The following is a 15,318-nucleotide window of genomic DNA, read 5'->3' as shown; positions in this document are numbered from 1 at the left end:
TTAGATTTTTGATTTTAAATTTTGTATTCTAGATTTTTTGCGTAAAGTTTTAATTGATGCAACTGTCATTGCCAGAATTTCGATCTTTTCTAACATCAAGCTTTTTACTTTTTCCAGTGATAATAAACCAACCTCAACAACAAGTTCCATCCAATAAAGACTTTCATCAGCTTCTTCCTCTACCAAACTGAGTTTAGCAATGACATCGGCGGTTGACTTACTACGACAAACTGACCGATATTTAGCTCCCACAGATGTTGCTGAACGGATTAACTGCTGCCAATTACATCTGCCGTTCTGCTCTGTGGGAGAGCTTCTACTAAGCGGATTACTCGCAATGCTAGCTGCTTTGTTCTCCGCTAAAAATCCTCCTCATTCATAATCCAAAATCTAAAATCTAAAATCTAAAATTCATTTGACTTTAAATTTAGCAGCAGTTGTTAATAGCTCTTGTGCCATTCCTGATAAATCTTGGAACACACTAGCAATTTCTTGAGATTCAGCAAAAGTTTTATTGGCAATCTCTGCGACATCTTGCATTGATTTAGTTACTGTTACAGATTGCGCCATTTGGTTTTGGGTTGCTGCGGTGATTCGCTCGATTAGCTGACTAATTTCGGCAGTTGCAGAAACGATCGCATTTAAGTTTTGGCGAGTATCGCTAACAAGATTCGTACCTTCTACTACCTGCTGAATACCAGTTTCCATTGCTACTGCAACTTCCCCGGTTTCTGCTTGAATCTCCTGAACTAATTTTTCAATTTCGATGGTTGCTGCTGCTGACTGGCGAGATAAAGAACGGACTTCATCAGCAACAACTGCAAAGCCTTTGCCATATTCACCGGCACGGGTGGCTTCAATGGCTGCGTTCAGAGCCAGTACGTTTGTCTGTGTGGCAAAATTACCAATCAAATTCACCACTTTGGAGATTTTTTGCGAGGATTCACTGAGGCGTTTAATCTTTTTGCTGGTTTGAGCAACGGTTTCGCGAATTCCCTGGATTGCTTTTACAGTCAAGTTCATGGCGGTATCGCCAGACTCTACAGTTTGATTGGCTTTTTGCACTGCTAGTTGCACTAACTCAGCATTCGCCACCACACCTTGAGTAGAGTCCACCATCTGTTGAATGTCACCTAAAGCTGCGGTAATTTCCTCAGATTGTTGTTGTGCCAGATTGGTCAATCCTGCTAGTGAAGCGTCGCTATTGCTAGAAGTTTGGGCAACTTGTTGAGCAGCTCCCTGTACCTGAATAACGATTTGCCGCAGCGCTTGCAGGGTATTATTGTAAGCATCGGCGATCGTGCCTAACTCGTCTTCTGTAATCGGTGCGCGTACTGTTAAGTCGCCGTTGAGGGCGGGTCTAAGGGCTTTTAAGAGTTGAATCGATCGTTCTTGTAGTAACTCCTTAGCTGCCTTTTCTCGTGTTGCGGCTTCTGCTAATTTTGCTGACTGCGCTTGTACTTGTTGCAAATATTCGGTATGTTGTAATGCCAATCCTAATTGGCTGCCAATACGTGCTAACAAAGTAACTTCCGATTCTTCCCAATCACGAGTTCCCGAATTTTGATAAGCTGCCAGCAATCCCCACAATTGCTCCCCGGCAAATACAGGAACAATTACATAAGCTTTGGCTTCAAATTGCTCTAAAACTTCAATGTGGCAAGGAGAATGACCTACCTGATAAATATTATTTACAACAAAGTTTTCTCCTTGGGCATATCGACCTCCTTGAGTTTCTTGTAAGTGGGTATCTTCCCAGACAGTTTTGATATCAGGGCCTACCAGTTTTACCCAAAGATGACCTGCTGACTCTGCAACAAATTCACCACTCCAGTTAGGATTGAAACGATACACGGCGACGCGATCGCATCGCAGTAATTGCCTAACTTCTTGAGTGGTTGTTTTGAAGATTTCTTCTACATCTAAAGATTGTCGGATGCGGTTACTGATCTTGGTGACAGCTTTCTCTTGTTCTGCTATCTGAGCTAGTTTCTCAGATTTCACCCGCACTAATTCCAAATAATCTATCTGTGATTTAGCTAGGCTAAATTGCAAGCTAGTTTGAACTAAAAAGTTCACTTCCCAGCTTTGCCATTCACGGGGGCGAGAATTTTGATAAGCTGCCAGCAATCCCCACAATTTATCCCCAAAGAATATCGGAACAATGATGTAAGCTTTGGCTTCAAACTGCTCTAAAATCTCAATATGGCAAGGAGCTAGCCCTACTTCATAAATGTCATTAACGATAAAGTTTTCACCTTTAACATACCTACCTCCCTTAGTTTCTTGTAAGTAAGTATCGTCCAAAACGGTTTTAATATCAGGGCCTACTAGTTTTGTCCAACCAGTACCCACAGACTCAGCCACAAATTCGCCACCCCAGTCAGGGTTAAAGCGATAGACAGCGACGCGATCGCATTGCAGTGATTGACGCACTTCTTGAGTGGTTGTTTTGAAGACGCTTTCTACATCTGAAGATTGTCGGATGCGGTTGACTATTTTAGTGAAAACTTTCTCTTGTTCAACTATTTGAGCTAGTTGGTCAGATTTTGTCTGCACTTGTTCGAGATATTCTCCTTGTGAGATAGCCACACCAAATTGCAACCCAATTTGAGTTACAAAGGTTTCTTCCCAAGGTTGCCAATCACGAGGCCCAGAATTTTGGTAAGCTGCCAACAAACCCCATAATTTTTCTCCAGCAAATATGGGCGCAATGATGTAAGCTTTCATTTCATACTGCTCTAAAATGTCAATGTGACATTGAGCATGTCCCATTTGATAAATGTCATTGACTACAAAGCTTTCACCCTTGGCATAACGTCCTCCTTGAGTGTCTTGTAAGTGGGTATCTTCCCAAACCATGTAAAAATCAGGGCCGACCATTTTTATCCAGCCATTACCCACTGACTCAGCAACAAACTCGCCACTCCAGTCGGGTTTGAAGCGATAGACACCGACGCGATCGCATTTTAGTAATTGGCGTACTTCTTGAGTAGTGGTTTGAAAAAGCTTATCGACATTTGATATCCGTAGAATTTTGTCGATGACTTTAGCTACCGATTTTTTTGCTAGTAGCCGTTGTTGCTGTTCTTTTTGGAACTCAAAGCTTTGCAACTTGTAAATCAGTTCTGTTGTAATTTGAGATAGTAGACTAATTTCTACTTCTTGCCACTGTCGCGTTGAGGAGCAATTATTAACTACTAGTAACCCCCATACTTTACCTTCTACTACAATCGGTAAACTCAGACTAGCTTTAATTTGGAATTTATCTAGCAGTTGCTTTTGATAAGGGCTAAGTTGAATCTGATTGATATCGTCAATAGTTACAGGTTCTATATAGTCTTGGTTGGTATATAGTCCAAAAAGAATTCCGGGAATATTTTCACCTAAAGTCGGAGTCCAACCTAATGTTCTAGATTCTGCTAAAACATTACCTAATTCTCGCGAAGTAAACTGATAAATTAAGGCGCGATCGCAGCCAATTTTTTCTCTAATCTGGGCTACAGTGATTTTGAGTAGTGTATCAAAGTCTGGCGCTTGCCGCATGTAAGTCACGATGTCTTGCAAATGTCGGCGCCAAGTTTTAAATTCTTGAGCGATCGCATTTAATAAAGATATTTCACTACTAGCAATATTCGCTATATTTGCATTACCATTTTGATTTTCTAATTCAGAGATTAGATGTTGATTATCATGATTATTGTTATACAAGAATGTCATTTTATGAACCTCACAATTGCAATAGATAATAATTAGATTAATTGACAGTTAAGAATGAGCTAATATTTGCTAACTAATGATTAGGAGTTACCAAAAATCTCTGCCTAATCACGCATTCCTAAATATTCAATTATGAATACTCCAAATCGGAGCTTGGAGAATAGTTGTAGCATCCAAATTAAAAATCATGTTCTCTGAATCATTAATAAAATATCCCTGTAAGAAAGGTGATATTTTGGGATAAAATAATTCAGCAGTTGCGGGTTTCATTTCCTTAGTATCCAGCCATTCAATATCTATAAGCTGTCGCACCAATAGCCCCAAATATTTACCCTTATTTTCTAGAACAATCGCCATCATTTTTGAAAGTAAATTTGACCCTTGCGAAATTGGAGGATAACCTAACATTGCCTCTAAATCGACTAACCAAAGCATCTCACCGCGCCAATTATAAATACCCAAAACGCTACTTGGCATCTGAGGAACGCCACATATTTCTGGTAATGATACTTGCAAAACCTCGGTTATGTGTTGTAAAGAAATTACTGCTGTATCACTTACTCCTAAATTAAAACTTAAAAATTTTTCTTGGGTTTCCAAAGCTATTGATCCTTTCTGATTGATTCTTTATCTTGAGCTACCATTTTCAGTTACTGTTTGCTATTGTTAGAAATAGTAACTTATAATATGTGTTAATTTATGACATTTTTACTAATTAAGTAATCGCTTTAAAGTTACCACTAATTCCTCTCGATCGATCGGTTTTGATAGATAACCATCAGCGCCCAACATATTACCCCAAATTTTATCTACATCACTATTTTTTGTAGAGCAAAAAACCACAGGTATTTTGCTAGTTTCGGGATTACTTTTTAGTTCCCTGCAAATTTCAAAGCCACTTTTTCCCGGTAAAATTACGTCGAGAAATATTATATCTGGCTTATTTATATCTATTTTCTCTTGAGCCTCTTCACTGCTTTTGGCGCTCATGACAGAATAACCTGCCTGTTGCAAGTAACGGCTGATTATTTCCATATCTGTTAAGCCATCTTCAACAACTAAAATAGTATTCATGGTAATTACTGGTTAATTTTGTATCAAAATGTAGACAAAATATACAAATCCTAAATGATTCCTCAAAAAAGACATAGAAGGGACTAGAGACTAGCCCTAACCCCTTTGCCCTAAGCACTATTTCACAAATCAAATAGGACTGCTATAAATACAAAAATTTGTATTTGTCTAATTTTGATTCAATCTTTATGTATCAACCTCAGAAAAAGTACGTAATAAATATAATTTAATATATGTTTGAATATAAAATAGTTTAATCACCGAATTTTGAATTTTGAATTTAATATTCAAAAGTGAAAAAAGATTGAGAGCAAACTAATTTTAATTCGATAATAAATCCGATCTCTAAAATCAAAAATCGTTTTAACCCAATAATTTAATTTTTACTGAGGTAGAAAACTTTATAAGTTTTGCGGAATAATTCAGAATCAAAACTTGCCTCTAATTATTACTAATTACAAACCTCTAAATTAGATTTAATTTTATCGGGAGATACACTCGGTGTAGGTAAATATTTACGTATTATACCCATTACCTTATCAGCCATTACAGGTTTAGTAAGAAAATCTGTAGAACCAACTACTTTTGCACGAACTCTATCTAACAGACCATCACTGCCTGTTAATATAATTATTGGTGTATTAGAAAAGGTAGATATTCGTCGCAGCTGAGTGCAAATTTCGTAACCACTGGCAACTGGCATAATCAAATCCAAGAAAATCAAGTCTGGTTTATCTTGAATTAGGGTTGGTAGAGCTTGTACAGCATCTTGAATTTTGACAAATCTCAATCCATTGGTAGTGATAATATCCTCTAGCATTTTACATACCTGAGGGCTATCATCGACGCAAGCTACTAGTGGAGCAATCCGCTTCTTTGCTTGTATGGTGGTAGAGCTATTGTTGACTTCAGTAACTCCTAAAGGCAAGTCAGGTACTTCTACCAATTCAATAATTCCTTTAAGGATATAGGGAAGCAACGAACGAGTGAGTGGCAGTACACTCTGCTTCATTTTCATGGCTAAATCTCGCAGAGTGAATTTGCCATTAATTAAATTGACAAAGTTTTTGTAAACAGATGGACTTACCATCTGCTCAAGTTGCTCTGGTCGCCGCAGAACTGGCGCTAAGTCAGGAGAGAAATTTGCCAAACCAGCTTCTGACCAAATTTTCCACGAGTCTTGCATGTGTTTTACAGACATTTCTGCGCTCGTGAAGCTCATTGGAGTCTCTAAGATAACTTCTTGACTGCGATTGCAACTTATAGAAGCAAAGTTTCCTTGCAAAGCTAGGTCAAATAATAGTTCTGCTATCGTATTTTCTGCAATAGATTGAATCTGCTCCCTCTGAATTTTCTGTTTTTTATAAAATATTTCTATCAGTTTATAATCCCAGTAATCAATTGATAGGTCTTGCACACGTAACTGCAATTTATTAACATCAATTTGGGGACAATTTTGAGCTATATGTCTACGCCAACGTCGGAAAGGATGAGTTCCCCCTGTTGCCCAAACTATCCGTCCCAGCCGATAATAAAAAGTCCATTGACTACCCTTTGAACTCTTAATATTTAATTTGCCATTGTATTGTAGCTGAGTACAAGTTTTAAATTCATTTACTAGGTTATTTGAAATAAGTTCCTGATGGGGCATAGTTTGTTCCTTTTATTAAAAAGCTAGCCATTAAAAACGGACACTAGTAGAGCATTGCGTAAATCCAGCTACTATCTCAATTAACCAGAAAAGTTTCTTAAGTTCCTTGTTAAAGTTAAGCAACACTTCAGTCACAATGTTTTAGTAGTGATAAGTGCAAATACTTGGGTATATTAGGAGTCTAAATCTAGATTATTAAAAGCAAGGCAGATGCAAAAATACTGCTAGTAAATAATTTATCTAGCATAGAGGTTTTTTTGACAGACTTTAATTTTCTGCTAATATTTATGACTCAAGGAGGTTGCCATAGCCCAAATCATGATGTAATGATATATCATTTTAAGAATTTCTATACTGAATCATATCCGTATAAGTTCGGAATTTTAATTAAAAAAAAGATTAGCAGTCTGTAGAGAGTTTTGTAGCTATTCACATTGACAAAGTATGTTAAAAATATTTATTTAAATTTACTATTCTCAACAAAATTATTTATAGCAACCCGATTTGATTTCTGTTCGCGCAGCTTGGCGTAGCCATACTTATTTGCGTAAGAGGCAAGAGGCAATAGGCAATAGGCAACAGTCAAGAAGCCTCTTTGAGTTGTATTGAATTTTTTCAGAAATCAAATATGAGTCCTATATATCAATTAAAAAAAAGAATGCAACAGATGGATAAAACCCCTCCCGTCACTGCTTTTGCGAGGGTGAGCGTCAGTGTGGATGGGGTTATCTGTCGTAAAGATTTTTTGAATGAATATTATAGCGCTTCTCGTTTGGATGCAATACATTTTGACACCATTTTGCAATTATATGTAGTATTTCTTCCCCTGCCTCCCCTGCTTCCCCTGCTCAAGAACAGCCTGTCAAAACTAATATTTTTGAACGCAACTTGGTATGACCTCTCTCTTTTTAGGAGAGAGGCTTTGATGCTCACTCCCCAACGCTTGCTCTTTAGGGGCTGAGGTTTAGGTGTGTATTTCACGCAATTGAGAATCACTATATTACTGTCAGCTTTTCTAAAAAAATTTCTTAAAAAAAGGCGTGCTACTAAGATAAGTAGCAGCCATATATAGAGTATTTATTTAGAAAATTTCTTCAAGATTGCTTGCCGTTTTGATAGCTGACAACAGCTGCTCTGAGATTGCTTTGGTGTGCTGAAAGCAGCCGATCGCCTTCGTCTTTTTCCAAACCAGTCCAATGCATCAATAGCGCCAGCTTAACCCATTTACCACTGCGTTCTAGTAAAAAACCCGCAGCTTCCCGACTTAAACCTGTAAGGTCTTGCAAAATTCGCAAAGCGCGATCGCGTAACTTTTGATTTGTGACTGCCACATCCACCATCCGATTGCCATAAACTTTGCCTAGTTTGACCATCACCCCAGTAGAAAGAATATTTAAAGCTAATTTAGTGGCTGTACCAGCTTTGAGGCGAGTTGAACCAGCGATTATTTCTGGCCCTGTCAATAGGCGAATGTCAATATCAGCATCAAAACTAACTTGTTCTGTGGGAACACAGGCGATAAAAATAGTCATGGCTCCACGCTGACGAGCAGCATGAAGCGCACCGTGGACATAAGGCGTTGTTCCACCAGCAGTAATGCCAACTACTACATCTAGCTGGGTAATGTGTCGCCCAGCGATCGCAGCCTCACCATCTTCGATGCTGTCTTCTAAATCCTCAGAACTACGTACCAGTGCGCCAGCGCCACCAGCAATAATTCCCTGTACCAACTCTGGGGGTGTACAGAAAGTAGGTGGACACTCAGCAGCATCTAACACCCCTAAGCGGCCACTTGTCCCTGCACCGATATAAAATAGGTGTCCTCCGTGGCGCAAACGCTCTGCGGTGCGCTCAATTGCCTCTGCCAACTGAATTTTCGCTGCTGCAACTGCTGCGACAGCCTTTTGGTCTTCGTCATTAAACAACTCCACCAATTCCAGAGAACTGAGCTGGTCTAAGTTCAGACTGTTAGGATTTACCAGTTCGGTTAAAAGATGTCCGCGTTCCTGCAAGTTTGTCATTTGTCCTTTGATCCTTATGTCCTACCCTACGGGAAAACGCCCTTTGGGCGTCGATGTCCATTGTCATTAGTCATTTGTGACCAATGGCTAATGACGTGTTACCAATGACCAAGGACTAATGACTAATGACTGATTACAACAATCCTTCCAATTTGCGACGCATCTTCTCTAGTTCAGAATCAGACAATTCTGGTTCTTCTAGTGGCTGTTGATTGAGAGGGAAGGTGTCTTCAACAGTATCCTCCTTCTGGGCATTTGCTTGCCAGTCGGTTTCTTCGACGTTCAGTTCTGGGGGAGTTACAACTAAATTGCTGTTTTCTGGGATAATTTCCCATTCATATCCAGCACTTTCGCAAAATTCCTTAATTTCCTCAGCATCCATCGGCTCTGGTGTCGGTGCGGGGAAATCCTGAGCTTCTAACATCAGGGCAAAGCGCGTGGCATCGTCTTCTGACTCGAACATCAGAATTTTATTGCGTAGCTTGCCGGTGGAGGCATCGCCTTCCCGAATCGTGTGAATCCCCTCATTTTCGGTTCGAGCATTAAAAATTAACACAAAAACACGCATTGGTGTAATCATCTGTCCTTTTTAAGGTTTATTCATATTAAAGTTCTACGCTGTGCCTTAAGGAAAGTCATAGGAACAATTTTCACTCAATTTAGATCAGATTTACCTGAAAACCCCAATATTATGAAGCATAAGTATTGGATCAAGCAAATACCGTAACTCAACCAATGGGGTCTTGGGTTTAGTTGGCGTATCCTGGAAATGGCATACTGAACCAATGTGTCAGTTAATGCTTGTGTATGCCAGCGACATCCGGCAATTAATACAGTGAAAGCAAATGACTAAATCTCCCAATCAAGATATTCTCTGCCCGTCCCCTATCCGCAAGCGTCTGTGGTTGCTGGTGTTGAGTCGGGGTAGCATTGCTTTGGGCGGACTTTTGCTGTTAGGAGTTATTGTCGGAATTTGGCGGTTGTGGACTTTTGTCCAAACAGAGTTAACACCCTTGGCACAAGAAAGTCTCACGACTACACTCAACCGTCCGGTAAAACTAGGAAAAGTCACACAATTTTCGTTGACGGGAGTGCAGTTTGGGGCTTCAACTATCCCAGCCACACCCACAGATCCAGATCGGGCCACAGTCGAATCTGTGGAGGTGGGTTTTGACCTGTTGCAACTAATCTTTAACCGTCACCTAAAACTAGATGTCACTTTAGTCAACCCGGATATTTACATTCAACAGGATGATCAAGGACGCTGGGTTTCCACTACTATAGCGTCGTCAGGTGGAGGCGGCGCGATTAAAACTGATTTGGACAAATTGTGGTTTCGCAATGCCAAGCTGGCGTTAATGCCGCAGGGGAGAGTAGAGGGAGCAGGGGAAGCAGGGGAAGCAGGGGAAGCAGGGGAAGCAGGGGGAGCAGGGGGAGCAGGGGGAGGAATATCTTCTGCGTCTCCCTTATCCCCCGTAACATTTTCTCAACTGAACGGATCTGCCCAACTTTTAGCAAATAACCAGTTGGTCAGGTTTGAAGTGGGGGGGCAAGCAGACAGTGGTGGCAATATTTCCATTCAGGGAGAGACACGTTCTAAGGTGCTAGCAGGGAACTTCCAGGTGCAAGCACAAGACTTCTTGGCTGCGGATATTACTCGGTTGATTAAGTTACCAATGAACTTACAGGCGGGTCGAGCCAATGGCGACTTGTTAGTTCGGTTAACACCAGGACAGCAAACTTTATTGTTTGGCAATGCTACAGTGCAAGGGGTAACGCTGCAAATACCTAAAGTACCGCAACTGTTGAGCAATAGTCAAGGAAACCTGCGCTTCCAGGGAACGGAAGTGCAGTTAAATAATGTTACTAGCAACTACGGCAAAATTCCCCTAGTGGCTACGGGAATCATCGACACTCAAGCAGGCTTTAAGTTGGCAGCGCGTGTAAATGCGGTGAGTTTGGCAAATGCCCAGGAGACTCTGAAGGTAAAACTACCTGTGCCGATCGCTGGACAAGTACAAGCTTCTTTGCAGATTACTGGCTCAACGAAAGAGCCAATTCTCTCCGGCTCAGTTGCCACAATCCAAACTGCCCGAATTGATAAAGTTGACTTTAATAGTATCAGTAGTAAGTTTGAGCTTGTTACTAGTTCCTCTTTAATTACCCTGAAAGATATTCAAGGTAAAGCCAAAGTCGGTGGTGACATTACGGGCGCTGGTACAATTCAACTCGGTAAAAGCCCGCAACTGGATTTAAATTTTGCTGCCAAGAATGTTCCAGGGGATGCGATCGCCAAAGTCTACGAAACAACACCCACCTTTCAAATCGGCAATGTCTTAGGTACAGCCCAATTAACTGGCGCTCCTACCAATGTCCAAACTGTGGTACAGTTTCAAGCTCCTAACGGAACTTACCCCGGAACTGGCGAAGTTGCGATTGCTCCAAATCGCACCGTCTCTTTCCGCAATGTGGCTCTAAATGTAAGTGGTGGTACAGTTCGGGCAACTGGAAGTTATGCCAATGAGCGTTGGCAAGCTGTAGCTGTTGCCTCTGGGGTAAAATTGGAACCCTTTGTAGACAAGAGTCAACTACAAAATGTTTCTTTGGCGGGGGCACAATTCAATGGTCGTCTCATCCTCTCAGGCAGCACAGCACCATTTAAAATTGCCACAATTCGCAGTGATGGGGCAGGAGTTCAAATTGGTGGCGGCACAGTTGCAGTTTCTAATATCCAACTGCAAGACCAAAGTTTTTCGGCTCAACTTGTAGCTAATGGTGTGCGGTTGGGACAAATATTGAAACAGTCCCCCCCAGCTTTAGATAATCCATTGGCGGGTACGTTCCAAATCACAGGCAATAGAGATGATTTCAGCCTGAAAACCCTCCGTGGCAGTGGTGAGGGTCGCCTTGCTATTGGCGGTGGTACGGTTACAGCCTCTAATATTCAAGTGGGTAATGGTGTATATCAGGCGCAAGTTCAGGCTAAGAATGTATCTGTGCGACAGTTGGCAACAGTACCAAAGCAGTTCCAAGGAGCATTAACTGGTCAGTTTAATGTCGCAGGTTCTGTTGATTCTTTTAAACCGCAAACTATTCAAGCCAGTGGTCAAGCGCGGATAAATGTTGGGAATGGAACTATTACAGCCTCTAATATCGAACTTGCGAATGGTTTATACCAGGCGCAAGTTCAAGCTAAAAATGTACCTGTGCGGCAATTGGCAGCAGTACCACCGCAGTTTCGAGGGACGTTAACTGGTGAAGTAAACGTGGCAGGTTCTGTTGAATCCTTCCAACCGCAAACTATTCAAGCCAACGGTCAAGCGCGGGTAAATGTTGCAGGTGGAACTATTACAGCCTCTAATATCCAAGTAGGTAATGGTTTATATCAGGCGCAAGTTCAGGCAACTAATGTACCGTTGCAGCAGTTAGCAGCAGTACCACCGCAGTTTCGAGGGACGTTAACTGGTCAAGCAAACGTGGCGGGTTCTGTTGAATCCTTCCAACCGCAAACTATCCAAGCCAGTGGTCAGGGACGGGTGAATCTTGGAAGTGGAACGATCGCAGCCTCTAATATCCAAGTGGCCAATGGTCGCTATCAAGCTGTAATTAATGCTGACGGTGTGGAATTAAATCGGTTCAATCAGCAATTGCGGGGTCAGTTTGGCGGTCAGTTGCAATTAGCTGGCGCGCTAGGATCATCCAAGTTAGCTGATGTGCGTGCTGCTGGACAGGTGCAATTATCCCAAGGTATCCCTGGTTTGGAGCAACCCTTGAGTGCGGCGATCGCTTGGAGTGGTGAAAGGCTGACTATTGAGCAAGCAACTGCTCCCGGTTTAAGTGTGACTGGTAACATATTAGCTAATGCTAAAAAGGCAGGTATACCGGAAATTACGGCATTAAATCTCAACGTCCAGGCGCAGAATTACAACTTAAAACAGTTACCGATCAATCTTCCTAATCAGGTTGCTGTGGCGGGGAGAGTAGATTTTAATGGTCAAATCACTGGTAAGCTGCCCTTACCAAATGTCGTAGGGCAAATTAATTTACGAGACTTGGTTGTTCAAAATATTGCTTTTGAGCCGTTGTTAACTGGAAACATTGATTCAGCACAGGGACGCGGTTTGAGTTTGAACTTGGCAGGAAATAGCGATCGCTTGGCCTTCAATTTAGATGCCAATAATCGCCCGAAATCCTTCTTAGTAAAATGGCAGCAAGCATCAGCCACAGGTAATGTTCAAGGCAATGATTGGGCACTCAAGGTTGCAAATTTCCCCTTACAAATATTGAATTTGACTCCACCAGCAATTACTCGACTGGGTGCTGCTAAGATAACTGGCTTGTTAACTGGAGATTTGCTGTTTAATCAGCAGACATTGGCAGCAACGGGGAATTTAGCGATCGCTAATCCGGAAATTGGCCGGCTTAAAGGCGATCGAATAGCGGCTCAATTCCGCTACGGTGACGGTAAAGCGACACTCGCCAGTAGCGAATTTGTCAAAGGCAAAAGTAGCTACGCCCTTGTTGGTAGTTTTGCCCAAAGCCCTAAAGGCCCTCAATTACAAGGTAAACTGAACGTCAAGCAGGGTGAGATCCAAGATGTTCTAGCTGTAGCACAGGTATTTGATTTACAAAATTTGCCAGGTGGTTCAGCAGAAATCTATGGCACAGCAGAGGATCTAACCACCACTCCCCAAGGAGTGCCAAATCAACCTTTATTAACCCAAATCCAACGGTTTTCTGAAATTGAAGCTTTGGTAGAAAAACAGGAAGAACAGCGACTTAACTCCACTCCCATACCAGATTTGGCAGACTTAAAGGGGACTTTCAACGGGGAAGTGGCTGTAAATACAGCTACAGCCAATGGATTATCAGTGGATTTTAATTTGAATGGACAAAACTTTGCCTGGGGTAAAAAGGAAGAACGAAATCGTTATTATACTGCTGACAAAGTGATTGCCGAAGGCAACTTTGAAAACGGTGTTTTGAGTTTGCGACCTTTACGGCTTGAATCTGAAAACAGGTTGATTGCCTTCACGGGTAACGTTGGTGGTGATGAACAATCTGGACAGTTGCGGGTGAATAATTTTCCGGTACAATTACTGAATAATTTTGTCAAACTGCCAGTTGGAATCACAGGTAATCTTAACGGTACAGCAGCAATAGCCGGCAGCATTGCTAATCCCCAATCTAGAGGGGAATTGCAAATTACAGAAGGAATACTAAATCAGAGCAAAATAGAGTCAGCGATCGCAAGCTTCAGCTATGCCAACGGACGCTTAAACTTTGGTAGCACTGTAGCCGTTGCTGGCCCAAAACCTGTTGATATTACTGGCAGCATCCCTTATAAATTGCCTTTCGCAACCGTTGCACCAGACAGCGATCAAATCAGTTTGGATATGAAGTTAGAAAACGAGGGATTGGCGCTGTTAAACGCATTGACTAATCAAGTGGTATTTGAAAAAGGTGAAGGAGAAGTAGACCTCAAGGTACGCGGAACATTGCAAAAACCCGAAGTCAATGGAATTGCTACGATTAATAATGCTACTTTTTCAGCCCAGGCTTTGCCAGGTAAACTCAGACGTGTCACAGGTAGAGTGCTGTTTAATTTTGACAGCATCTTAGTAGAAAATCTTCAAGGTAGATTTAGCCGTGGGAAGGTAGAAGCTGCTGGAGAAATTCCCATCTTCAACAATGAGAACGTGACTATCAATAATCCCCTGACTGTTAATCTCGAACAGTTAGCGTTGAATCTGAAGGGACTTTACCAGGGAGGCGCTAGCGGCAATTTGCAAATTACTGGTTCTGCCCTTAATCCGGTAATTGGCGGTAAAGTAAATTTATTTGATGGTCAAGTATTGCTGGCAGAATCTACTGGCAATGCTTCATCAGGAAATGGCAGCATTGGCGTATCACCAACAAAAGCCAATAAACAGAGTAAACCTGAAATTGGGAATGGTACAGAAAATAAATCGGCGGCAGCGTTGCCATTAGGCATCGCCAGATTTAATAATCTAGATTTAGAACTAGGCAAAAACGTCCAAATTACCCGTGCCCCTATTCTCAGCTTCCGCGCCACTGGTAATCTCATAGTTAACGGCTTAATCAATCAGCCTATACCCGATGGCACTATCCAGTTAGAACAAGGAGGGGTAAATTTATTTACTACCCAATTTAACCTTGCTCGTGGCTATAAACACACCGCAACTTTTAGTCCTTCTCAACCTCGTGACCCCAATTTAGATATTCGGCTATTTGCCAAAGTACTGGACGTAACTCAAAGTAATGACTTCGGCCGAGTAAATGCCACAGGTTTATCTGCTTTAGAGAGTGTTCGAGTCGAAGCTACTATCAACGGTTTAGCTAGCAAACTGAATGAAAATTTAGAACTAACAAGTAGTCCATCACGTAGCCAAACCGAAATTGTTGCTCTTTTAGGAGGTGGATTTGTAGACACCCAAGGACGTGCAGATAGTACTTTGGGTCTGATTAACATCGCCGGATCGGCTGTATTCAATAATTTTCAATCAGCTTTTAGCCAGATTGGGAGTACTTTTGGTTTAAGTGAACTGCGGATATTTCCTACCGTTATTTCTGAGAATCCTGAAGCAGGAAAAAGCAATTCAACTTTGGAATTAGCAGCAGAAGCTGGGGTTGATATTTCTTCTAAAATATCCGTTTCCAGCATCAAAATTTTGACAACAAATGACCCCTTCCAATGGGGCGTTAATTATCGAATAAACAATGAATTTCGTGTGCGTGCTTCCACTAACTTAACCGATGATAGTCGTGCAGTAGTGGAGTATCAAACGCGGTTTTAAATCTCCGTTTCAAATTATTTAAACTTAGGCAATA

Annotated in this window: 9 protein-coding genes; 2 read left to right on the top strand and 7 right to left on the bottom strand. The window is 41.6% G+C overall.

The features are described 5' to 3' along the window. The 5 genes from RMX98_RS02065 to RMX98_RS02045 form a co-directional block, all read right to left on the bottom strand. On the bottom strand, nucleotides 1-270 hold the full coding sequence (locus RMX98_RS02065; RefSeq protein WP_322679093.1) for a four helix bundle protein: 270 nt from the start codon (nucleotides 268-270) through the stop codon (nucleotides 1-3). Nucleotides 271-411: 141 nt separating this feature from the next. Next, entirely contained in the window at nucleotides 412-3,720 is a 3,309-nt protein-coding gene (locus tag RMX98_RS02060; protein ID WP_322678939.1) for a GAF domain-containing protein, read from the bottom strand. 126 nt (nucleotides 3,721-3,846) lie between these two features. After that, nucleotides 3,847-4,320, bottom strand: coding sequence for a chemotaxis protein CheW (locus RMX98_RS02055; RefSeq protein WP_322678938.1), 474 nt, complete (start codon nucleotides 4,318-4,320; stop codon nucleotides 3,847-3,849). A gap of 111 nt (nucleotides 4,321-4,431) precedes the next feature. Next, nucleotides 4,432-4,794, bottom strand: a complete 363-nt coding sequence (locus RMX98_RS02050) for a response regulator transcription factor (protein ID WP_322678937.1) — start codon at nucleotides 4,792-4,794, stop codon at nucleotides 4,432-4,434. A 451-nt stretch (nucleotides 4,795-5,245) separates the two neighbouring features. Further along, nucleotides 5,246-6,445: a response regulator gene (locus tag RMX98_RS02045; RefSeq protein ID WP_322678936.1), complete on the bottom strand. Its 1,200-nt coding sequence runs from the start codon at nucleotides 6,443-6,445 to the stop codon at nucleotides 5,246-5,248. A 628-nt stretch (nucleotides 6,446-7,073) separates the two neighbouring features. Between RMX98_RS02045 and RMX98_RS02040 the strand changes: the two genes are divergently transcribed. Then, entirely contained in the window at nucleotides 7,074-7,406 is a 333-nt protein-coding gene (locus RMX98_RS02040; RefSeq protein WP_322678935.1) for a hypothetical protein, read from the top strand. Between the two features lie 133 nt (nucleotides 7,407-7,539). Here the strand turns inward: RMX98_RS02040 and murQ are convergent, their stop codons facing one another. Both murQ and RMX98_RS02030 read right to left on the bottom strand, forming a co-directional pair. Beyond that, the gene (gene murQ, locus RMX98_RS02035) at nucleotides 7,540-8,466 is read right to left on the bottom strand and encodes an N-acetylmuramic acid 6-phosphate etherase (RefSeq protein WP_322678934.1); all 927 of its coding nucleotides are present in this window, start codon (nucleotides 8,464-8,466) and stop codon (nucleotides 7,540-7,542) included. 133 nt (nucleotides 8,467-8,599) lie between these two features. Beyond that, entirely contained in the window at nucleotides 8,600-9,046 is a 447-nt protein-coding gene (locus RMX98_RS02030; protein WP_322678933.1) for a DUF3110 domain-containing protein, read from the bottom strand. Nucleotides 9,047-9,311: 265 nt separating this feature from the next. Between RMX98_RS02030 and RMX98_RS02025 the strand changes: the two genes are divergently transcribed. Then, nucleotides 9,312-15,284: a translocation/assembly module TamB domain-containing protein gene (locus RMX98_RS02025; protein WP_322678932.1), complete on the top strand. Its 5,973-nt coding sequence runs from the start codon at nucleotides 9,312-9,314 to the stop codon at nucleotides 15,282-15,284. The last annotated feature ends 34 nt before the right edge of the window (nucleotides 15,285-15,318 follow it).

The sequence above is a fragment of the Nostoc sp. DedQUE02 genome (assembly GCF_034531035.1).
Taxonomy (GTDB): Bacteria; Cyanobacteriota; Cyanobacteriia; order Cyanobacteriales; family Nostocaceae; genus Nostoc.
The sequence above is the reverse complement of the archived record's forward strand: the minus strand, read 5'-3'. Positions and strand labels throughout refer to the sequence as shown.

Bases quoted from the DNA above. Each gene is read 5' to 3' on its own strand.
- RMX98_RS02060 (WP_322678939.1), bottom strand. From the start codon at position 3,720: ATGACATTCTTGTATAACAATAATCATGATAATCAACATCTAATCTCT.
- RMX98_RS02040 (WP_322678935.1), top strand. From the start codon at position 7,074: ATGAGTCCTATATATCAATTAAAAAAAAGAATGCAACAGATGGATAAA.
- RMX98_RS02050 (WP_322678937.1), bottom strand. From the start codon at position 4,794: ATGAATACTATTTTAGTTGTTGAAGATGGCTTAACAGATATGGAAATA.
- RMX98_RS02025 (WP_322678932.1), top strand. From the start codon at position 9,312: ATGACTAAATCTCCCAATCAAGATATTCTCTGCCCGTCCCCTATCCGC.
- RMX98_RS02030 (WP_322678933.1), bottom strand. From the start codon at position 9,046: ATGATTACACCAATGCGTGTTTTTGTGTTAATTTTTAATGCTCGAACC.
- murQ (WP_322678934.1), bottom strand. From the start codon at position 8,466: ATGACAAACTTGCAGGAACGCGGACATCTTTTAACCGAACTGGTAAAT.
- RMX98_RS02045 (WP_322678936.1), bottom strand. From the start codon at position 6,445: ATGCCCCATCAGGAACTTATTTCAAATAACCTAGTAAATGAATTTAAA.